This is a genomic window from Streptomyces sp. iso_384 (genome assembly GCF_056172905.1).
This window is the reverse complement of sequence record NZ_JBWBTT010000001.1, coordinates 1,799,892-1,820,959: the sequence shown is the minus strand read 5'-3', so window position 1 is coordinate 1,820,959 and position 21,068 is coordinate 1,799,892. Positions and strand designations below refer to the sequence as shown.

The following is a 21,068-nucleotide window of genomic DNA, read 5'->3' as shown; positions in this document are numbered from 1 at the left end:
GGAACCGATCGGTTCCCCGGGCCCCGGGCCGTTGGCGGTCGGCGGGCCTACTTCTCCAGGCAGAACTCGTCGATCGCGTAGCCGACGTGCCGGTCGGCGGTGGGCAGATAGCCGAGGACGACGTCGCCGGGCTTGAGTTCGGTGCTGTTGTGCACGACCCCGCCGGGGCCCAGCACCCGGACGTGCCAGTCGTCCTGGAGGATCAGGTTGACCGTGGTGCCGTTGGCGGCCACCGCGTCCACCGAGAGCAGCGGACGGCTCTCGATCTTGACCCGGCCGACGGCCACGACCCGGGTCTGGCCCTTGACGTCGACGGCGAGCACCTTGCTGCCGGCGGTGAGTTCGCTGAGGTAGTGGGTGCGGGAGTTCTGGGACAGCGTGTACGAGTGGATGGCTCCGGCGTTCACCCGGAACGGCCGGGTGGGCATGTAGGGCAGCGGATGGGTCTCGCTGACGCAGAGGATCATGCCTTTGGAGTGGGAGCCGACGAGGATGCCCTCGTCCTGGCGGAAGTGCGTGACGGTGTCGACGCAGGCCCGCTCCCCCATGCCGATGTGGGAGGTGGCGGTGATGGTGAGTTCGACCATGTCGAGGTCCGGGGTGCGGGAGACGGCCGAGGCCTTGAGGGCGGTGGCGTCGCCGACCTTCGCCGGGGCCAGCATCACACCGTCGGAGCCGAGTTCCAGCACACCGAAGATGATCTCGGCCTCCTCGACGTCCTGGGCGACGGTGATGATGCTGCCGGTCCCCTTGGCGGCCTTGCCCGCCGCGATGACGATCTCCAGCGGGATCTTCGTGGGGTCGCGGAACCACAGGACGCTCCACCGCTCGGTGGCGGCCGCGCGGCAGGCCACCTCCAGGGTCGGGGCGTCCACGATCTCCACGTACCGGCCGAACTCCACGCCGGGGTGGCGGGCGGCGAGGACGGCGGGCTCGCCGTGCTGCTCCGGCCGCACGATCACGATGTCGGCCTGGCCGAAGTCCTCCGGCAGTTCCGGGCCGTCGGGGAAGAGCACCTTCTTCACGGTCGGCGGGAGATCCGCCAGGTCCGCCGCGGAGGACGCCACCACACCGTCCAGCCGCTGGTGCACCGCCTCCTCCAGGACGGCGGGGGTGACGTCGTTCTTCTTGCGCAGATCGAGCCAGGTGAGCTTCATGGTCCTCTTCCTCGGTTTCCTCGGTGCGTTCCGGATGGGGCGAGGTGGTGACGGGGATGGTCAGAGGCCGGCCGGGCCGTACCGGGCGGTCGGGGCGTGCACCAGGTCGGCGATCTGACGGGCGCGTTTGCCCGGGTCGTCGGCCTGGAAGATGTTGCGCCCCATGGCGAGCCCGCCGACGCCGGTGTCGAGGATGTCGCCCACCGCGTCGAGCAGTTCCTCGGTGGTGGCGGCGGCCTGTCCGCCGGCCACCAGGACGGGGACCGGGCAGGCGCTCACGACGTCGGCCAGGTCCGTCACCGTACGGGGGCAGGGGACCTTGACCAGGTCCGCGCCCAGGTCGGCGGCGAGGGTGGCGACATGTTTGATGAGCACCAGGTCCCGGGGGTCGCTGATCTCGGGGCCGCGCGGGTACATCATCGCCAGCAGCGGGATGTTCCAGCGGTCGCAGGCGTCCGCGACGGCGGCCATGTCGGACACCTGGACGGCCTCGCCCGCGGAGCCCACGTTCACATGGACGCTGACCGCGTCCGCACCCAGGCGCAGGGCGTTCTCGACGTCGCTGACCAGGTATTTGGCGTCGGGATCGGGGGCGTGCATGGTGCTCACGCTGAGGTGCACGATCAGCGAGGTCCGGGTGAAGGGCTCGGGGTCGAGCCGGCGCAGGGTGCCCTTGTGCAGCACGACCGCGTCGACCCCGTTGTCGGCGAGCCGGCCCACCAGGTGGTTCAGGCCCGCGGCCGAGGCGATGGGCCCGTCGGTGACGGAGTGGTCCAGCGGGACCACCAGCAGCCGGTCGGAAGAGTTCCGGTAGAGCTTGCGGGCGCGCAGGCGCGCGCCGAACGAGCCGTTGAGCGTCATGGGGGTGCTCCTTCTGTGCTCGTCACCGGTCATGCCGTGACCAGCGTCTGCGCTTCGAGGTCGTCGCGGCCGAGGCCGAACTCCTGGTGCAAGGCGTTGACCGCCTCCGGTACCCGGTCCAGCGGGATGATCGCCGAGACCCGCAGGTTGGTCGAGGAGACCCAGCTCGGGGCAGCGCCCAGCCGGGCCAGGACGGCGAGGAGCCGCGCGGTGCAGTCGGGCCGGTTGAGCAGGCCCACCCCCACCAGCGAGACCTTGCCGACCTTCTCGTCGACCTCCGTCTCACAGCCCAGACGCGCGGCGATCCTGTCGATGGCCTCCCGCGCGGCGGGCAGCCTGCTGCCGGGCACGGCGAACCCCATCCGGAGGCCCGGGCCGTCCGGGACGCCGAAGGAGAGCAGGTCGATGGGGACGGCGGACCGGGCCAGTTCGGTGAGGATGTCCGCCGCGAGACCGTCCCGTACACGGTCCGAGCGGGTGAGGGCCATCGCGATGTTCATGTCGTGCGCGACGGCGGTGACAGGTCCCTGCGTTTCGAGCATGTCGGCACTCCGTCCGAGGATGGTGGTTCCGGGTTCTGCCGAGAACGAGCCGCGTACCACCACGTCCAGATCGTTGGCCGCGGCCAGTTCCACCGCACGCGAATGCATCACCCGCGCCCCGGCGAAGGCCATTTCGGCCATCACCGCCGCGTCGACGGTGGGCAGCACGCGCGCTTCCGGTACGACCCGGGGGTCGGCGGTGTAGATCCCCGGAACGTCCGTGTGGATCTCGCAGGCGCGGGCGCCGAGCACGGCCGCCAGCGCCACCGCGGTGGTGTCCGAACCACCGCGGCCGAGTGTGATCACCTCTCCTCTCCCGTCGCCGCCCTGGAAGCCGGAGACCACGACGACCCGTCCGCGCCCCAGTTCGGCGAGCAGCCGGCCCGTCTCGATCGCGGAGATCATCCCCGCGCCGTGTGTGCCGCTCACGCGGATGCCCGCCTGCGGCCCGGTCAGCGAGACGGCGGGCAGCCCCCGGTCGTGCAGGGCGACGGCGAGCAGCGCGGCGGCGGCGTTCTCCCCCGTGGTGAGCAGTTGGTCGAGCTCCCGGGGCGGCGGCGCGGCACCGAGCTCCGCGGCCGCCGACAGCAGGACGTCGGTCTCCTCGCCCCGGGCCGAGACGACGACCACCGAGCCCCGTTCCGCGGAATGGGAACGGGCCACGACCTCCGCGACCTGGCGGATTTTCTCGGGAGTCGCCAAGGAACTCCCGCCGAACTTCTGAATCGCTGCTGGCATATGTCCTCGCACCGGATGATCGGGGCACATGACGTTGCGCGAATTCATTTCTACACATCGGCGATGGGTACCGGATCACGGATACACGTGATGTACGGCTTCGGCGTTCCGGAAATCCCCGGACGCCCGAACTCCGCCCGCACGACGCCGATATCCCGCGTTGGCGTGATGTGCCGTCGCGGCGATACGGCATAGCGTCCGCGGGGTAGTCCGATTGTTCTCCGTGTACGGCCCGGGGCCCGAGGAGTGTCATGCCGAATGACAGCGCAAGGCCGTTCACCGGCCAGGAGACGGATGAGGAGCGGACGGCCGGTGATCCGGCGTCGGCCGACGAGGGCGTCACCCGGATCTGTGTGATCGGCGCGGGCCCGCGCGGCATCTCGGTGGTGGAGCGGCTCTGCGCCAACGCCGGGCTCCCGTATCTGCGCGAGCGCCGGTACGCCGTGCACCTGGTCGACCCGTTTCCGAGCGGCGGGCAGGTGTGGCGCACGGGCCAGCGGGCCGAGTTGCTGATGAACACGGTGGCGTCGCAGATCACGCTGTACTGCGACGAGTCCGTGGACTGCGCGGGGCCGGTCGTGCCCGGCCCGAGCCTGCATCAGTGGGCGGCCCTGCTGGAGGAGCTGGGCTCGGGCGGGCTGCCGGCCGATGTCCGCCGGGAGGCGGCGGCGCTGGGCCCCGACGCGTATCCCACGCGCCGGCTGTACGGGCACTATCTGATGTGGGTCCTGGACCGGCAGCGGCGCGGCGCTCCGCCCAACCTGACCATCACGGTCCATCACGCCACGGCCGTGGCGCTGCGCGACGCGCCGGGTGGCCGGCGGACCCAGGTGGTCACGCTGGACCGGGGCGGCGAGGTGGCCGAGCTGGACGCGGTGGTGCTGGCCCAGGGACACGTACCGGTGGAACCGACCACGCGGGAGCGGAAGTTCGCCCGGTACGCGCGGCGCAACGGGCTCCTCTACTACCCGCCCGCCAACCCCGCCGATGTGGACTTCGCCGCGATCGGGGCGGGGCAGCCGACCGGGCTGCTGGGGATGGGGCTGACCTTCTTCGACGTCGTCGCGCTGCTGACCGGCGGGCGCGGCGGGGTCTTCGAGCGTGACGGCGGCGGGGCGCTGGTGTACCGCCCGTCGGGGCTGGAGCCGGTGCTGTACGCGGGGTCGCGGCGCGGCGTTCCGTACCACGCGCGCGGCGAGAACGAGAAGGGCGTCTCCGGGCGGCACGAGCCGCTGTTCCTCACCCCGGCGGCCATCGAGGAGTTGCGCGAGCGGCACCGGAGCACCGGAACGCTGTCCTTCCGCGAGCACGTCTGGCCGCTGGTCTCCCGGGAGGTGCGCGCGGTCTACTACCGGGCGCTGCTCACCGAGCGGGGCGAGACGGCGGCCGGTGCGGTGTTCTGCGCGGAGTTCGTGGCCCGGGGCGGCCCCGAGGGCGCCGAGGAGGCCGCGCTGCTGGACCGTTACGGCGTTCCGGTGGAGCGGCGCTGGTCCTGGCCGCTGATCGAACGGCCTTACGGTGAGCGGGAATTCGCGGACCGGTGGGTGTTCCAGGGGTGGCTGCTCGGCCATCTGCGCGACGATGTGGCCGAGGCGCTGAAGGGCAATGTGAGCAGCCCGTTGAAGGCGGCCCTGGATGTGCTGCGCGATCTGCGCAACGAGATACGGCTGGTGGTCGACCACGCCGGCATCAGCGGCCGTTCGTACCGTGACGAGCTGCGGGCCTGGTACACCCCGCTCAACGCGTATCTCTCGATCGGCCCGCCGGCCCGCCGGATCGAGGAGCTGATCGCCCTGATCGAAGCCGGCGTCGTCCGGATGTGCCTGCCCGGGGTACGGGCCGAACCGGAGCCGGAGCAGGGCGGGTTCGCCCTCCGGACGGCCGGGGCGCCCACCTCCGGCGTACGGGTCTCGGCGCTGATCGAGGCGCGGCTCAGCGAGCCCGACCTCCGCTCCACCACGGATCCGCTGCTGCGCTCGCTGCTGCGCTCGGGTCAGTGCGCGCCGTACCGCATCCCGGACGGCGTCGGCGGGTTCCACGAGACCGGCGGGGTGGCCGTCTCGCGCAGGCCGTACCACCTGCTGGACGCGGCCCGCCGCCCGCATCCGCGCCGGTTCGCCTTCGGGGTGCCCACCGAGTCGGTGCACTGGGTGACGGCGGCGGGCGTACGTCCCGGCGTCAACTCGGTCATCCTCGGCGACAGCGACGCCATCGCGCTCCGCTGCCTGGCGGCGGTCCGGCCGGCCGCCGCAGCCCCGGCCCGCCACGACGCCCCGCTGCGCCGCCACATCCCGCTGCCCTGGCTGCCCACCAGCTGCCCGCCGGCGGCCGTCCCCGCCCCCACCGCCCAAGGAGCCTCATGAACGGCGATCGGCACGATGTGGGTCTGCTCTCCCCGGTCTGGGCGGGCGGCGGTGCGGAACCGCTGGTCTCCGACCGCGCCTATCTGGAGGCCATGCTGGAGGTGGAGGTCGCGCTGGCCGAGACCCAGGCCGAACTGGGCATCGTGCCCGCCTCCTCGGTCGGCCCGATCAGGGCGGCGGCCCGCTCGGGCCGGATCGATCCGGTGGCGCTCGCCCATGGCTCGCGCCGGGCGGCGAACCCGGTCGTCGGCCTCGTCGGGGCGCTGACCGAGGCGGTGGCGGCGCTGTCGCCCGAGGCGGCGGAGCACGTGCACCACGGCTGCACCAGTCAGGACGTGCTGGACACCGCGACCGTCCTGGTCGCCGCCCGGGCGCTGCGGTACACCGACGACGCCCTGGTCAGGACGGCGGACGCGCTGGCGCTGCTGGTGGCGCTCCATCGTGACACCCCGATGGCCGGCCGGACGCTGACGCAGCACGCCGTGCCCATCACCTTCGGTCTCAAGGCGGCGGGCTGGCTGAGCCTGGTGCTGGACGCGTCGGACCGGCTCCGGGCGGTGCTGGCCACCGGTCTGCCCGCCCAGCTCGGCGGGGCGGCGGGCACCCTGGCCGCGTACAACGAGTACGCCTTCGGCACCCCGGCGGCGGTCGGGGGCGGGCTGCCCGGCCGGGGCACGGAGCTGGTCGGACCGTTCGCCCGGCGGCTCGGCCTGACCGCCCCCTCGGTGCCCTGGCACGCGCTGCGCACCCCGTTCGCCGACTTGGGCGCGGTGCTCTCCTTCACGGCGGGCGCACTGGGCAAACTCGCCGTGGACGTCCAGGGGTTGGCCCGTACGGAGGTGGCGGAGGCGGCCGAGCCGTCCGGCGAGGGCCGTGGCGCCTCCTCGGCCATGCCGCAGAAGCGCAACCCGGTCCTCGCCACGCTGATCGCCTCGGCCGCCCGCCAGGTGCCGCCGCTCGCCCTCGTCCTCACCCAGGCGCTGGTCTCCGAGGACGAGCGGGCGGCGGGCGGCTGGCACGCGGAGTGGCAGCCGCTGCGGGAGTGCCTGCGGCTGACGGCGGGCGCGGCCGACAGCGCGGCCGAACTGGCCGGCGGACTCGCGGTGTTCCCGGACCGGATGCGCGCCAACCTGGAGTCCGGCGAGGGCGAGCTCTTCGCGGAACGGCTCAACGCGCTGCTCGCGCCGACCGTGGGCAAGGCGGCGGCGAAGCGGCTGCTGGCCCGGCTGTCGGCGGAGGCGGGGGCGGGGGCTGCTGGAGCGCACACGGCGGCGGGCGGCCCCGGTGCCTCGTTCGCCGAGCGGCTGGCCGCCGTACCGGAGGCCGCCGCGCTGTTCACCGGCCCCGGGGCGCCGAAGGACCTGCTGGAGCCCTCGGGCTATCTGGGCGCCGCCGGCATCCTGGCGGACCGGGTCCTGGCCCGGCACGCGGACCGCTGAGCGACGGGCGCCCGGCACCGGCTCCCGCGATCCGGGATCCGGGCGCCCCGCCGACCGCGCGGGTCAGGATCCGACCGGCCTGACGGACTGCGCGTGGCGGAAGATGTTCCGCCGGTCCCAGCGGGACTTGGCACGCTGGAGCGCGGGGTAGTTCTGCTTCCAGTAGAGGTCGTGCCAGGCGACGCCGGAGCGGTTGCGCCGCACCCGGTCGGTGAGATCGGCGTCGGCGTAGTTGATGTAGCAGCCGTCGGTGACGTCGTTGAGGACGGGCACCCCGCCGGTCGAGGCGTAGACGGTGGAGTAGGCCCGCCGGATGTACGCGAAGTGCTTCGCGTCGTCGCCGGGGTTGGCCCAGGCCGTGCCCCACAGCAGCTTCAGCACGCTGTCGCGGTGCGGCTGGGCGGTCGCGGTCGGGGACACCGCGTTGACCTGGCCGCCGTGCGCGGCGATGGAGACGACGAAGGCCGGGTGGTCGTAGTCGGAGTCCGTGAGCACCCGGTAGAGGCCGGCCGTCTGCTCGCCGGTGAGCCCCTTGCGGTGGTAGCTGGACTTGTACTTGTAGCGGTCGGTGGGGTTGCTCATCCAGAACCCGGGCCAGCCGGTGGCCTGGAACCAGGGCAGCCGGTGCAGCTCCTGAACGGTTGCGGGGGTCACGCCCACGCCGTCGTTGACGGCGGCCAGGAAGTCGGCGAGGAGCCGGGAGGCGCCCGGAACGGCGGTGTCCATCTGCACGGCGAGCAGGACGCCGCTGCCGGCCGCCTTCGGGCCGGGCTCCAGACGGGCGGTCAGCCCGGTGTACGGGGAGGTGGGCGAGCTGTTCCGCTCGTTCCAGAGGCCGTAGTTGTGCACGAGGCGGGTGAAGCTCCGCTCGTTCAGCCGGTCCCAGGGCCACTGGAGCCAGGTCACCAGGACGTCGGAGGGCGGGGCGGGCAGCAGGGCCGAGGGGTTGGTGCCGGCCGCGGTGGGCGAGCGGAACCAGTAGCGGGTCACGACACCGAAGGTGCCGCCGCCACCGCCGGTGTGGGCCCACCACAGGTCGCGGTGGGGGTCGTCGGCCTCGCGGGTGGCGACGACGGAACGGGCCCGCCCGTCGGGGTCGACGACGACGACCTCGACGGCGTACAGATAGTCGACGACCAGCCCGTGGAGCCGGCTCAGGTTGCCGTAACCGCCGCCCGTGACATGGCCGCCGACGCCGACCGAGTAGCAGGCCCCGCCGGGCAGGGTGACGCCCCACTGCCGGAACATCACCTGGTACATCTCGCCGAGCGTGGCACCGCCCTCCACCGAGAACGCGTTCATCCGCGCGTCGTAGGCGACCGCGCGCATGGCCGACATGTCGATGATCACCTTGACGTCCGGGTGGTCGACGAAGTTCTCGTAGCAGTGGCCCCCGCCGCGGACGCTGATCCGCTTGCCGGCCGTCACCGCCTCCTGTACCGCGCTGACCACCTGGGCGGTGCTGTTCGGCAGCCGTATCGCCTCGGGCCTACTGCTGAACAGCTGGTTCTGACCGCTGGTCAGCCCCGAGTAGCGGATGTCCGTCGGGGCCACGGTCAGCGCGCGGATGTGCCGCGTACGGGCGGGGCTCCCGGACGCCGCCGCCTCGGCCGGCCCGACCAGCGCCGTGGCCCCCACCGCCGCCGCGGTGCCGGTGAGAAGTCGTCTGCGCGATACCGGGGTCATGGTTCTTCCTCCGTTGTCGACGATGCCCGGCGAGCTGCCGGGTTGCCTGTTCCGGGGAAGATGTCATCGCGGCGCACACCGCCACATCACGTGATCACGTGATGCCCGGCGCACGGCTCCCCGGTTGACTTGACCACGGCAACGACGTGACGACCGTGACGACCGTGAGGAAGCCGATGAGTATCCCGTGGGGCCCGCAGGGCGCTGGAACAGGATCGGAATCGATTACGTACGTGGCTCCCGGCGAAGGACCCAGTGTCTGGGCCCTGCAGGGCGACAAGTACACGGTGAAGGCGGGAAAGGGCACCACCGGCCCGGGATTCACCCTGCTCGAAGGGGAGATAGCCCCGGACAACGGTCCGCCGATGCACATCCACAACGACGCGGACGAGATCTTCTATCTTCTCGACGGTGAACTCACCGTGGCGTCGGGCGACGAAGTCATCAAGGCGGAGAGCGGAGCGTTCATCTTCATTCCGCGCGGCGCCAAGCACAAATTCCGCAACGACTCCAGCAAAATCACGAAGCTGCTCTTCGTGCTCGCTCCGGCCGGATTCGAGAACTTCTTCATGGAGATCGGATCGCCGGTCGTGCCGGGGAAGGACCGCCCGGACGAGCCGGTGGGCTACGAACAGCTGGTGGTGCAGCGGGCGGAGGACTTCGGCATGATCATCGTGCCTGAGTGAGCCCGGTGGTCGTGGTGGCCGCACCCCGACGGCCACCACGACACGACAGGGAACAGCGGCGGAGGCCGCCCACCGATACTCCTCCGGTGGGCGGCCTCCGCCGCTGTTCCCTGGGTTCAGCCCTGCGCGGCCCGCTCCAGCAGCGCCTCGTACACGGGGCCGGGCTCGTCCCGGTCCACGACGGGGAAGCCGGCCCCCATCGGGCCGAGCCAGTGGCGTTCGACGCCCGGGTTGTGGGCGTCGAGCCCGCCGGGAGCGAACACGTGCGGGCTGCCCTGCACGGCGTCGCTCAGCGAGACGGCGAGTTGCTCCTCGATGGCGGCCCGGGCCCGCCCGCGCACCAGGGCCCGCTTGAGCTCCTCGGCGTCCACCCCGGCGCACTCGCGGGCGACGGCGAGGATCTCGTGGCGCATGGTGATGGTGCGACTCTGCCCGAACAGCGCCACGCGCAGCGCCAGATCGAGGGTCTCGCTCGCCGCGAGCCCCTGCTCCTTGGCCGCCTCGACGGCCTCCATCGCCGGCAGGGTGCTCACCGGGTAGGTGTGGTCGGGGCGTTGCCACATCTGCCAGCCGGCCGCCGGCTCCAGCGCGCCGACGACCGGGGTCTCCGCGTCCAGGATGTGCTTGGGCGTGGACATCTCGTTGATCAGTTCCAGCGGGAACGCCCGGATGTCGAAGCGCACCCGCTCATCGAGCCCGAGCGCCGTCCTGGTGGTGTGCAGCCGGTAGAGGGCGAGGTGGGCCCAGGGGCACCCGATGTCGGCGTGGACGACCAGCGTGCCGGGGGCGACGTCGATGCTCACCGGATCACCTCCGCGGGGCCGGGGACGGTATCGCTGTCGCTGCTCACCTGGTCGCCTCCGCCGGGCCGGGGGCGGGCAGGGCCCGGATGCGCTCCGCGAGCAGGTGCGCGAAGTCCGCGAACGGCCTCGGCGGACGCCCGGTCAGCTCCCGCAGCGCCCCGGTGACCGTCTCGGCCTCCCCGGCGGTGTAGGTCGCGTACAGCTGGAGCCGGGCGGCCACCGCCCAGGCCGGGACGCCCGCCCCGAGCATCGCCTCGCGCGCCACGTCCTCGGAGACGTCCAGGTAGCGGATCCTCCGCCCGGAGGCCGCCGTCAACTCCGCGGCGGCCTCCGCGTATGCGAGCGCCCGGGGCCCCGTCAGCTCGTACACCTCGCCGTGGCCGGGCCGGCCGATGAGCAGGGTCGCGGCGGCCGCCGCGATGTCCCGTACGTCGACCATGCTGACGCGGGCGCGCCCGACCGGGAGCAGTACGGCGCCCCGGGAGGCGATGGTGCCGAGCCACTGGGCGGCGTTCTGTGTGAACGCGTTGGGGCGCAGGACGGTATGGGCGACGCCCCGGTCGGCCAGAGCCCGTTCGGCCAGGCCGTGCTGGCGGTGGACGAGGACCGGGGAATCCGGGTCCGCGCCCAGGGCCGACAGTTTGACGACATGGGCGACCCCGGCGGCCGCCGCCGCTTCGATGACGGCTCGCTGGAGCAGGTCCTGCCGGGGGTGGAACGGGGTCAGCAGGAACAGGGCCCGGGTGTCCGACAGCGCCTCGGCGAGCCGCCGCACGGCCTCCGGCCCGCCGTCGCCCAGCTCCGCCTCGACCGGATCCGCCGACGCCACGACCGCCCCGGCCCGGCCCGGCCGGACGAGCGCCAGGGGCCGGTGGCCGCGCGCCGCCAACTCCCGTACGAGCGCGCTGCCGAGCGTGCCGGTGGCCCCGGTCACCGCGATCCGGCCGGCGGGGGCCGCCGTCACGGTGCGACCAGAGCTCCGGCCCCGACGTCCGCCAGCCGGTCGGGCAGCCGGTCCTCCAGGGCGGTGTCGGCGAGGAGTTCGCCCAGGACGGGGGCCATCTTGAAGAGGTTGTGCCCGGCGACGGCCGTGACGCCGGGGGTGTGCCAGGCCCGCAGCGCGTCGCTGCCCGCCGGCAGCTTGGTCATCACGCAGACGCGTACGCCCACGGGTTCGGGGTCGAGTCCGGGCAGCGCCCGCTCGACGTACGCGACGACCCGCCGGGCGTCGTCCAGGGTGGTGCTGCCCTCGGGCAGGGCGCCGTCCGGGCCGAACGGGATGTCGACCTCGGTGCCGATGAGCCCGATCACATACCGGCCGGTGTCGCCGATCGGAGACCCGTACACGGTCTCGCCCCAGATCCCGGCGCGGTCGACCCAGCACGGCAACGCCCGGGTGCGGCCCGGCTCGTGCCCCCGGACCCGGAAGTGCGGGCGCACGTGCAGCCGCGACTCCAGCGGGATGTCGATCCCGACGCCCCGGGCGAGGGCCGGAACGGCGGTGCCCGCGGCGATCACGACATGCCGGGCCCGGTAGATGGCCTCGGTGGTCTGGATCTCCACGCCGTCGCCGTCGGCGGGCACGGTGACGCTGTGGATGTGGGCGTCGACGATCCGGTCGCGCACCCAGCCGACGAGCGCGTCGATGGTGTGCCGGGCCCGTATCGCTCCGGCCCCCGGGTCGACGAGCAGCGGACCGTCCACCGGGGCGAGCCCGGGGAACACGGAGTCCTGCCCGGTGGCCTCCACGAAGTGGTGCGCCACCCCGTGCAGGGCCAGCCCCTTCACATCGGCGGGCCCCATGCCGGCGTAGACGGCGCCCTCGTCGCCGATCAGCACCTTCCCGCTGCGCCTTTCCCACTCGGCGAACCCGGCCCGCCCGTCCACGGCGAGCGCCACATGCCGCTCGTCGTCGTGCCGGTGCCGGAACGTCCGGGTCAGCCCCCCGGACAGCCCGCTGCCGGGCACCCGCCCGTCGAAGCAGACGACGTCGGCGCCCCGACGCACCAGACTGTCCGTGGTCGCGAGCCCGAGCACGCCCGCGCCGATGACCGCGATATCGATGTCACGCCGGTGTTCACCCATGGTCCGGGCTCCCGAGCCAGGAGTTCGTCGGCACAGAACGGGTCACGGTAGGCCTCCTGCCGCAGCATCCAGTCAGCTTGCGGACCGAGCATCCTGGAGGGGCCGGGAGCTGCCATCACGCGTTCGCGTGATTCGTGACGCCTTCTCTTCATGGCGCATTCTTGACACCATTCGCACCGGCCCGGCCGGTGCGGGTTTTCCACAGATCACGGAATGCAAGGATCTGCGCACCGAAACGGAGGGCGAGATGCCCGCAGGAAAGCCCCGCACCAAAAGCCTCCGCCGGCCGCCTCACATGTCCATCGAATCCATCGTCACGGCGGCGGATCGCATTGTGGAGTCCGAACGGCGGGCGAACGCACCGTCGTGAGCGGGATTCCTCACGGAAGCCGTTCGCTTTCCGTGAGTAACCGCCCGTGCGGTGGAGATCTCAGCGGACGGTGAGAAACAGGACGACTCCGCAGGCCGACAGCTTCAGCCGAGCGTACGGGCGCCTCGCCTCGCACGTCGGCGAGGGCTCGGTCACTCGGCCGGGCGGGCGCCGGGGGGCAACTGTTCCGGGGGCTCCGGGTGGGACCTCAGCCGGAGGATGGCGGTGATCAGCCCGCCCCAGACGATGAGCATGGCGATAACCATCATGACGATCGCGCTGGCGGACATCAGTGTTCCTTCCGGTCGGCGGGCGACTCCATGTCCAGGTCGATGTCCTCGCCACCGGCCGGCCACGGCATCAGGGAGAGAATCACCCCGACCAGCAGTGCGCCGATGGCGACGCTCCAGCCCGCGGAGAGCAGGAAGCCGGTCGAATAGCCCTCGTAGTTCTCTTCGAACTCGCTCCGCAGGCTGTCGATCATCATCCAGCCCAGCACCACCGGCGTGATGACACCGAGGCAGATCCGCCACCAGTGACCGAGCCGGATGGCGGAGGTGGCGTCAGCGTCCTGCTGGAGGCTGGGGAGCTGGCGCAGCACCCAGACGATCACGATCAGCCCGACCAGAGCTGCCAGCGCGATGCCGTACTGGTTGATGAAGTGGTCGGACGCGTCGAGGAGGTAGATGCCGGACTCGGTCGGGAACAGCAGGACCGAGACCAACGCGACCAGACCGCCGATGCCCAGGACCGCCGGCACGCGCCGCATGCCGGTCCGGTCCTGTACGGCGGAGACGACCACCTGCACGATGGAGATCAGCGAGGAGAGCCCCGCGATCACCAGGGAACCGAAGAACAGCACACCGAAGAGGGCACCGAGCGGCATCTCCGAGATCACCGCGGGGAAGGCGACGAACGCCAGGCCGATGCCCGCTCCGGCGACCTCGTCGACGCCGACTCCCGAAGCGGTCGCCAGATAGCCCAGGGTCGCGAACACCCCGATGCCCGCAAGGATCTCGAACGAGCTGTTCGCGAAACCCGCCACCATCGCGGAGCCCGTCAGGTCGGCCCGACGGCCCAGGTACGACGCGTACGTGACCATGATGCCGAAGCCGATGGACAACGAGAAGAAGATCTGCCCGTAGGCGGCGACCCACACGCTGCCGTTGCCGAGTTCCGACCAGTTCGGCGAGAAGAGTGCGTCGAGCCCGATGGCCGCACCGTCCAGCGTCAGCGCTCGGACCACCAGCGCGGCGAACAGGACGAACAGCAGCGGAATGAAGATCTTGTTGGCGCGTTCGATACCTCGCCGGACACCGAACGCCAGAATGAACAGCACAACCGCCCACACCAGGATCAGCGGCCAGAAGACGCCCGGTACATAGCCGTCCAGGAAACTCGGTGACTCCGGTGCCCGCAGGAAGTCGCCGAACAGGAACGCCTCCGGGTCGTCACCCCACTGTCGGCCGACGGAGAAGCCCACGTAACGCACGGCCCAGGCGATGATGACGGCGTAGTAGGTGGCGATCACGAAGGAGATCACGACCTGCCACCATCCGATGGCCTCCGCCGGCCGGGCCATCCTGCGCAGAGCGGCGGGGGGCGACAACCGGTACTTGCGCCCGATGGCGTACTCCATGATCAGCAGCGGGATGCCCGCCGACAGGAGCGCGATGAGGTACGGCAGCAGGAAGGCGCCGCCCCCGTTCTCGTAGGCGATGGCGGGGAACCGCCAGATGTTGCCGAGCCCGACGGCCGAACCGATGGCGGCCAGCAGGAAGCCGGCACGGGTGGCCCATTGCTCACGTGGCTGCTCTGCCATATGCGATCCTCGGGTCTTCTCATCGCGCAGCGGATCAAACTGATGGCACGTTAGCGCGGGGTGACCCCGAAACCGCGGTGACAGGGCCCGGCGGGTGGCAGATCCAAGGCTGCGCTCGCCGGACACACGCCGGACCGGAGCGCCTTCGGCATCACCTCCGGCAGCCGGCCCTCAGCGGCCCGCCGCCGCTGGCAGGGCGGCCCCCGGGACTCAGTCGTTGTGGCCTTGTGCAGGCGTCGACCGGTCCGCAGAGCGTGCTCGCCGACGGCGGATCGCCCAGGCCGCCAGGAGCAGCGAGGCCAGCAGCCCGGCCAGGGCGGCGGGGCCGACGGCGTCCAGAGTGTCGGCGAGGACGCGCTGAGCGGTGCCGGCGGCGTCGATGACGGCGTCGGCGGTGGCCGGGTCGCGCTGGAGGCGGATCTCGTACCAGCCGTAGTAGGCGACGTAGAAGCCGACGAGGAGCAGGAGCCCGCCGCCGATGCGGGGTGCGAGCGCGCCGGCGCGGCGCAGGTGGCTGACGGCCGTGCTGCGGGTGAGGGCGACGGTCAGGGACGCGACGCCGACGATCAGGCCCATGCCTACCGCGTACGCGGCGAACAGGATGATTCCCTCGCCCGTCGAGCCGCTGCGGAACGCCGAGACGACGATGGCGAGGAACGGGGCGATGGTGCAGCCCAGGGATGCGATGGCGTAGGCCACGCCGAACAGGGCCATCGAGGGGACGGAGCGGGTGACCGTGGGGGCCCGTCGGACTTTCGGCATCAGGGCGGGCAGTCGGCGGCCGGCCAGCAGCCAGGCGCCGGCGGCGGCCATGAGGATGCCGAACGTGATGGTGAACCAGGGCAGGTGTTCCTGGACCTGACCGGCCAGGGGCTGGATCGCCAGGCCGAATATGCCGAAGAGCGCGGCGAAGCCGACGGTGATCGAGGCGGTCGCGGTCAGCGCCCGGCCGACGGCGACACCGCGGGTGGGGCTGTCGTCACCGAGGACGAGAAGGGAGAGGTAGGCCGGAAGCAGGGCGAAGCCGCACGGGTTGACGGCGGCGAGGACACCCGCGGTGAGCGCGAGAGTGAGGGGGAGGTCGGACATCACGGATCAGCCGGTCAGCCCGGCGACCTTCTCTGCCAGCCCCTTGCCTCCGGGCAGGACTCCCTCGTACACGGTCTTCCCGTCCCGGTCGAGGATGACGTAGCGGCTCTGCTCGGTGACCTCGAACCGCTTCCAGAGCTCGCCCTTCTCGTCGGACAGTTGGGGAAAGCCGTCGGTACCCGTGTCGGCGACGAAGGCCCTCATGGCCTCATTGGTGTCCAGACCCGCCACGCCGACGACGTTGGCCTTGCCCGCGTGGTCGGCGGCGGCCTTGGCGGTCGCCGCGGCCTGGGCCTTGCATTTCGGGCACCAGGGCGCCCAGAACCACAGCACGGTCGGCTTGCCCGCCAGCGTTCTGCCGTCGAAGGGCTTGCCGTCCACTGTGGTCGCGGTGAACCGCAGCGCCTGCGGCACCACGGGCCCGGCGGTCGGGTCGCCGCTCGCGTGGGAGGAGGCCGGCGGCTGCACGGAGGGCGAGGAGCCCGAGGAGGACGCGCCCGCCCTCTCGTCGTCGGCGCCACTGTCCGCCCCGCATCCCGTGAGTGCGAGGAGGCCGGCGGCGAGGGCAGCAGGCAGAACGGTGCGGGCACGCATGGAGGACTCCTGTGGTCGGGATGGGAACGACTCTAGAACCGACCTCCCGCCCCGCGGGCACGGCAGAGCTTACGGTTCCGTGACATGCGGCGGAGGCGGTGACCGCGCCCGTCCGGCCGCGCGGACGCCTCGGCGGCCGGACACGACCGGAGGGCGGCCACCCGCACCGGCGAGCGCAGTCGTTCCCCACCGAAAGCCCCTCGACGCACCTGCCCGACCGGTGAAGGCACCGATCCGGACCGCGAGCCGCGCTCCGTCCGCTACTCCGCCCGCGGCTCCGGCCGGTCCGCGTCCGGGGCATCAGGTCGGTGGTCGGGGAAGGCCGACCCTGCCGTCGCCTCGTGGTGCAGCCGCAGGAACTCCAGATGCCGCTCGTACTGGTCGAGGGTGTCGCCGATGAGCTGCTCCCTGGTGTAGCCCATGACGTCGTAACCCTGGTTGCCCTCGGCCAGCTGGACCTCGAAGCGCACGTAGTTGTCGTGGGTGCTGACCGACCGGGTGGCGAAGCCGGGGGTCGGCCGTTCGACGGGCCAGATCCGGTAGACGAACTGGTCCTTGGGGCCGATCGGCACGGCAAGACCGACGTAGGGGAGGCCGTTCTCCTCTTCGGTGCCCGAGAGGATCTGCGCCTCCACTCCCTGTTCACGCAGTTCCGTGGCGACTTCCTCGAACGCCGGTCGGCAGACGTCCTCCACGAATCTGACGGCGGCCCGCCTGCCCGGGAACGACATCGCACGTGCCAGCCGATGCCGCCAGTTCCGGGCCCCCGAAGGTCCCTGTTGTGTGGTCCGCCCGGAAAGGGACCCCGGCAGGGTGGTGACCAGCGCATCCTCCCGCATCCGCTCCGAGCGCAGCGCGAGGTAGAGCCCCGCCATGATCAAGAACATGACGAACGAGAAGGGCAACCCCATGATGATCGTGGCGTCGGTAAGGGCCTGCACCCCGCCCACCAGGAGCATGGCGAGGGTGAGCAGACCTGTCGTCACCGCCCAGAAGACGCGGAGCCAGGTCCGCGCGTCGGTCACCGGGGTGGGGAGGTGCGAGCTGAGGTTGCCCATGACCAGGGCTCCGGAGTCGGCGGAGGTGACGTAGAGGAGCAGCCCGACGAAGGTCGCGAGTCCCGCACTGAACGTTGCCCCGGGATATTGGTCCAGCAGTCCGTAGAAGGCCTGCTCCGGGGAGTTGAGCGCGGTGTCCCCGAAAGCGGAGTTTCCGTCGCGCACGACGAACAGGGCGCTGTTGCCGAAGACGGCCAGGAAGAGGCCGGTGAAGAGGAACGGGATGATCAGGGTCGCGGCGACGAACTGGCGCAGGGTGCGGCCTCGCGAGATCCGGGCGAGGAACAGACCCACGAACGGTGCCCAGGCGATCCACCAGGCCCAGAAGAACAGCGTCCACGCGTCCAGCCATTCGGTCGGCTGATCGTAGGCGAACGTGTTGAGTGTCATCGACGGAAATCCGCTGAGGTAGTCGCCGATGTTCTGTACCAGCGCGTTGAGCAGCCGGAACGGTTCGCCGACGACCAGGATGTACAGCATCAGCAGCACCGCGAGGAGCACGTTGAGCTGCGACAGCCGGCGGATGCCCTTGTCGACCCCGGCAGCCGCCGAAACGGTGGCCATCACCACCGCGACGGCGATGAGCCCGATCTGCGCGGGCAGCCCCTCCGGGACGCCGAAGAGGACCTTGAGCCCGTAGTTCAGCTGCACCACACCGATGCCGAGAGACACGGAGATTCCGAAGACCGTACCGATGATGGCCGCCAGGTCGACGGCGTCACCGATCCTGCCGTGGATCCGGCGGCCGATGATCGGGTAGATCGCGGAGCGGATGGCGAGGGGCAGCTTGTGACGGAAGGCGAAGTAGCCGAGTGCCATACCCATCAGCGCGTACATGGCCCAGCCGGTGATGCCGTAGTGGAACAGCGTCCACACCACGGCCTGCCGGGCTGCCTCCAGCGACTCGGGGTCCCCTTCCGGTGGCGCCAGGTAGTGGCTCACCGGGCCGGCGACGGAAAAGAACATCAAGTCGATTCCGATGCCCGCCGCGAACAGCATGGCGGCCCAGGCGAAGAGCCCGTAGTCCGGCTTGTAGTGCTTGGGGCCGAGCTTGATCGTGCCGTACTTCGACACCCCGATGAAGACGACGAACACCAGATACAGGGTCGCGGCGAGGAAGTAGTACCACCCGAACCAGCCGGAGATCTTGTCGACCACCACGCCGATGGCCTCCTCGGCCCCGGAGGGGGTGACGATCGCCCAGATCGAGATGGCCAGGATGAGCGTCGCGGATCCGAAGAAGACCAGCGGTTTGATCGAGCCCGCCTCATGGGCACCGGGCTCGATCTGCGGTTCGTCCGTGTCGGGTTCGGGGCCCTTGGCTCCTGCGGTCGACATGGTCGGCCCCTTTCTTTCCGGGACGGGTGTCCATGCGGCATCCGGTGCGCCGGTGCGGGTCGGTCTTCGATGAGTACGGCGGCCGGAGGTCGACCGGCCGCATGGTCACAGCAGGGCCGAACGGCCGCGCCTCATACGCCGGGGCGACGGCGAGGACCCGCGTCCGGTATCGCGTCGGTGGCCGCTCACAGCAGATGTGCAGCACACCCGGCGCGGGTCTCCCTTGCCTCAGCCGGCGCCATGCTGATCGGCCGGATGCCAGCAACATGGCCTGTGCGGTGGCCATCGGTCCACGGGACTCACCGCCACAGCGTCGAGCCGGTGGCCCAGGCACCCGAGCGGGCTAACGCCCACGGCGGTGACGCCACGTTGCGGAGGGCGGCCGAGGGCCCGGGCACGGTGGTGAGCGGGTCCGCGGCCGCATCGGCAGGCAGGGCGGCGACGTGCCGGGCCGGCACGGTGGGACGCCCCCGTCACTCTCCTCGTGGCCCTGCGACGGAGCCCCTGGCCCGGCAGGAAGGGGTCTCCGTACCTCCGTACAGGACCGTGCGGGCTGCCTCCTCCGCACGGTTCCTACCATTCCCCCATGAGACATCGAATCGCTCGGGACCAGTGGGAACAACGCATGCGAGCCCCTTTGCTGGTGCTGGCCGTGGGCTTCGCCGTGGCCTACGCCGTCCCCGTCCTGGCTCCGGACGCACCGAGCTGGACCCACACGGCGTGCCGGGCCGTGGAGTGGGTCGTGTGGGCGACATTCGCCGCCGACTACATGGCACGCCTGCTGCTCACTCCCGACAGGTGGGCGTTCGTCCGCAGCCATCCCCTGGACCTGCTGGCAGTGGTCCTGCCGCTGGTCCAGCCGCTGCGTCTGCTACGGCTCGTGTCCACGCTGCTGCTGGTGGGCCGACAGGCCCGCCAAGCGCCGCAGATCACGTTGACCCTCTACGTCGTCGGCACCGTCGTCGGCCTCATGATGTTCGGTTCGCTCGCGGTCCTGGAGGTGGAACGGGACGCCCCGAACGGCAACATCCGCACGATAGGCGACGCCGTCTGGTGGTCCTTCACCACCATGACGACCGTGGGGTACGGCGACCTCGCACCCACGACCGGACTCGGCCGACTGCTCGCCGTAGGGCTCATGCTCTCCGGTATCGCGTTGCTCGGCGTCGTGACGGCGAACATCGCGGCCTGGTTCATCTCCCGGTTCGAACGGGACGACGCCGAGGAAAGAAGGCAGACGGCCCTCCTGGAAGCCCTGACCGCGGAAGTCGCCGCCCTGCGGGCCGAGATGGCCAACAGGACGGCGCCCTCGGAGCCCGAACCTCCGGCGCCCCGCTCCGCCGCACCGGCACACCACTGACCATCGCGGGGGAGGTGGTGGGATCGCTCCTCGCCGGTCAGGACTCCCACACCGCGACGACGGACGGCCTGGGCACCGTTCCGGGCCCGTCGGGCCAGGCCGAACCGGGGTTCTCCGTGGTGGCGCCGTCGGCGTTTCGCCCGGGTGCTGAGCGGCGATGAGGATGCGGTCGTCGGTGATGACCGGGCCGAAGGTCTCGGCGCCCTTGGGGACGGTCAGGAACTGCTCGACGTGGCCCCGGTGCGGTCCCGTGACCGGGATGGCGAAAAGGCCGTCGTCGGCGCCGAAGGCGGCACCGTCGGCTGCGAGCACCTCTTCGAGACTGCCCTCGAACGGTGAGGTTCCGAGGATGGCGTGCGGATCGGTCTGCTCGGGCACGGGCGCGAGCATCGCCGGACCGCCAGTGAACCAGGTGCTCAGAGAGCTGCGGGTTCGGTCAGAAAATCAGGCGTGAGTCTCCACCGTCACCGCCTGGCCCGCCCGGACCGTCGCCGGAACGCTGTCGGGAGACACCAGGACGGTGTAGCGCACGACCTGCGTCGAGGACTGCTGCATCCCGCCGCCCGTACCGCTGGGCCGAACTCTCCGACGCGACGGGGCCGGGCGATACGGAGAAGACGGTGCCCTTGACGGAGGCGTTCGAAGTACCGGAGGACGCTGTGGCCTTCTGACCGCTTCTCTCCACGGGCCCCGGGGTGGTGCGGGAGGTGCTGATCAGCTGGTCGGAGCGGGTTGACAGGGCTTCAGGTTCGTTCGTTCGGCCGTTGCCTGGTCGGCGTAGGAAGCCGTGGACGGCAAACGGCCCGCAGCATGCGGCGGAGTCGACGACAAGACGCTCCAGCGCCTCTCCGGCGAAATCACCGCCGCCAAGACGGCAGAGTTCACCCGGCGCAGCTCACCGGACAGCGATCACCGATGAAGAATTGAGGTCGCTGATCCGGGCACCGTAGCCTGCGGACCCCGGCGCATGCGCGCCCTCCTGCCCGTCCGGCGACGGCGACGGACCGATACCGGCCCGTCATTTCCCTTTCGGTCAAATCTCGTCAAAAACTCCGAGCCAGCGGCCCCCTTCCCGGG

The 21,068-nt window shown here is 71.5% G+C and carries 17 protein-coding genes and 1 pseudogene; 5 read left to right on the top strand and 13 right to left on the bottom strand.

Translation table 11 applies throughout. The features are described 5' to 3' along the window. Window positions 1–47: 47 nt before the first annotated feature. The 3 genes from AC0VY3_RS08075 to AC0VY3_RS08065 are packed head-to-tail and all read right to left on the bottom strand — an operon-like array spanning window position 48 to window position 3,298. Window positions 48–1,157, bottom strand: coding sequence for a 3-dehydroquinate synthase II (locus AC0VY3_RS08075; RefSeq protein ID WP_242739558.1), 1,110 nt, complete (start codon window positions 1,155–1,157; stop codon window positions 48–50). Between the two features lie 60 nt (window positions 1,158–1,217). Further along, the gene (locus AC0VY3_RS08070; RefSeq protein ID WP_475549292.1) at window positions 1,218–2,018 is read right to left on the bottom strand and encodes a 2-amino-3,7-dideoxy-D-threo-hept-6-ulosonate synthase; all 801 of its coding nucleotides are present in this window, start codon (window positions 2,016–2,018) and stop codon (window positions 1,218–1,220) included. Window positions 2,019–2,047: 29 nt separating this feature from the next. After that, window positions 2,048–3,298, bottom strand: coding sequence for an aspartate kinase (locus AC0VY3_RS08065; RefSeq protein ID WP_242739562.1), 1,251 nt, complete (start codon window positions 3,296–3,298; stop codon window positions 2,048–2,050). Between the two features lie 251 nt (window positions 3,299–3,549). On the opposite strand from AC0VY3_RS08065, the gene AC0VY3_RS08060 reads away from it, so the two are divergent. Then, the gene (locus AC0VY3_RS08060; RefSeq protein WP_475549291.1) at window positions 3,550–5,661 is read left to right on the top strand and encodes an FAD/NAD(P)-binding protein; all 2,112 of its coding nucleotides are present in this window, start codon (window positions 3,550–3,552) and stop codon (window positions 5,659–5,661) included. After that, a complete protein-coding gene (gene pcaB / locus AC0VY3_RS08055; RefSeq protein ID WP_475549290.1) occupies window positions 5,658–7,100 on the top strand; it encodes a 3-carboxy-cis,cis-muconate cycloisomerase in 1,443 nt (480 codons plus the stop codon). Before AC0VY3_RS08060 ends, pcaB begins: the two co-directional genes overlap by 4 nt. Before the next feature lie 63 nt (window positions 7,101–7,163). Here pcaB and AC0VY3_RS08050 read toward each other — a convergent pair whose 3' ends face one another. Continuing rightward, window positions 7,164–8,786: an FAD-binding oxidoreductase gene (locus AC0VY3_RS08050; RefSeq protein ID WP_475549289.1), complete on the bottom strand. Its 1,623-nt coding sequence runs from the start codon at window positions 8,784–8,786 to the stop codon at window positions 7,164–7,166. A 233-nt stretch (window positions 8,787–9,019) separates the two neighbouring features. On the opposite strand from AC0VY3_RS08050, the gene AC0VY3_RS08045 reads away from it, so the two are divergent. Then, on the top strand, window positions 9,020–9,472 hold the full coding sequence (locus AC0VY3_RS08045; RefSeq protein WP_050495505.1) for a cupin domain-containing protein: 453 nt from the start codon (window positions 9,020–9,022) through the stop codon (window positions 9,470–9,472). 116 nt (window positions 9,473–9,588) lie between these two features. Here AC0VY3_RS08045 and AC0VY3_RS08040 read toward each other — a convergent pair whose 3' ends face one another. The 3 genes from AC0VY3_RS08040 to AC0VY3_RS08030 are packed head-to-tail and all read right to left on the bottom strand — an operon-like array spanning window position 9,589 to window position 12,360. Beyond that, entirely contained in the window at window positions 9,589–10,275 is a 687-nt protein-coding gene (locus AC0VY3_RS08040) for a DsbA family oxidoreductase (RefSeq protein ID WP_242739570.1), read from the bottom strand. Window positions 10,276–10,318: 43 nt separating this feature from the next. Then, window positions 10,319–11,239, bottom strand: coding sequence for an NAD(P)H-binding protein (locus tag AC0VY3_RS08035; RefSeq protein ID WP_475549288.1), 921 nt, complete (start codon window positions 11,237–11,239; stop codon window positions 10,319–10,321). Beyond that, complete coding sequence (locus tag AC0VY3_RS08030; RefSeq protein WP_103512545.1) at window positions 11,236–12,360, bottom strand: NAD(P)/FAD-dependent oxidoreductase; 1,125 nt, start codon at window positions 12,358–12,360, stop codon at window positions 11,236–11,238. Before AC0VY3_RS08030 ends, AC0VY3_RS08035 begins: the two co-directional genes overlap by 4 nt. Window positions 12,361–12,487: 127 nt before the next feature. On the opposite strand from AC0VY3_RS08030, the gene AC0VY3_RS08025 reads away from it, so the two are divergent. After that, complete coding sequence (locus AC0VY3_RS08025; RefSeq protein WP_146065967.1) at window positions 12,488–12,730, top strand: hypothetical protein; 243 nt, start codon at window positions 12,488–12,490, stop codon at window positions 12,728–12,730. A gap of 152 nt (window positions 12,731–12,882) precedes the next feature. Here the strand turns inward: AC0VY3_RS08025 and AC0VY3_RS08020 are convergent, their stop codons facing one another. From AC0VY3_RS08020 to betT, 5 genes are all read right to left on the bottom strand, one after another. After that, window positions 12,883–13,020: a methionine/alanine import family NSS transporter small subunit gene (locus tag AC0VY3_RS08020; protein ID WP_103512544.1), complete on the bottom strand. Its 138-nt coding sequence runs from the start codon at window positions 13,018–13,020 to the stop codon at window positions 12,883–12,885. Then, the gene (locus AC0VY3_RS08015; protein ID WP_475549287.1) at window positions 13,020–14,552 is read right to left on the bottom strand and encodes a sodium-dependent transporter; all 1,533 of its coding nucleotides are present in this window, start codon (window positions 14,550–14,552) and stop codon (window positions 13,020–13,022) included. Before AC0VY3_RS08015 ends, AC0VY3_RS08020 begins: the two co-directional genes overlap by 1 nt. A gap of 210 nt (window positions 14,553–14,762) precedes the next feature. Then, window positions 14,763–15,641 (bottom strand): cytochrome c biogenesis CcdA family protein, encoded by an 879-nt coding sequence (locus AC0VY3_RS08010; RefSeq protein ID WP_103510220.1) that lies wholly within the window; start codon window positions 15,639–15,641, stop codon window positions 14,763–14,765. Between the two features lie 6 nt (window positions 15,642–15,647). Then, on the bottom strand, window positions 15,648–16,235 hold the full coding sequence (locus tag AC0VY3_RS08005; protein ID WP_475549286.1) for a redoxin domain-containing protein: 588 nt from the start codon (window positions 16,233–16,235) through the stop codon (window positions 15,648–15,650). Between the two features lie 260 nt (window positions 16,236–16,495). Beyond that, the gene (gene betT, locus AC0VY3_RS08000; protein ID WP_103510218.1) at window positions 16,496–18,631 is read right to left on the bottom strand and encodes a choline BCCT transporter BetT; all 2,136 of its coding nucleotides are present in this window, start codon (window positions 18,629–18,631) and stop codon (window positions 16,496–16,498) included. Between the two features lie 586 nt (window positions 18,632–19,217). Here betT and AC0VY3_RS07995 point away from each other — a divergent pair. Next, a complete protein-coding gene (locus AC0VY3_RS07995; protein ID WP_475549285.1) occupies window positions 19,218–19,991 on the top strand; it encodes a potassium channel family protein in 774 nt (257 codons plus the stop codon). A gap of 37 nt (window positions 19,992–20,028) precedes the next feature. Here AC0VY3_RS07995 and AC0VY3_RS07990 read toward each other — a convergent pair. Further along, window positions 20,029–20,291 (bottom strand): annotated as a pseudogene (locus tag AC0VY3_RS07990) (phosphatase); the annotation flags it as partial. Window positions 20,292–21,068 lie beyond the last annotated feature (777 nt).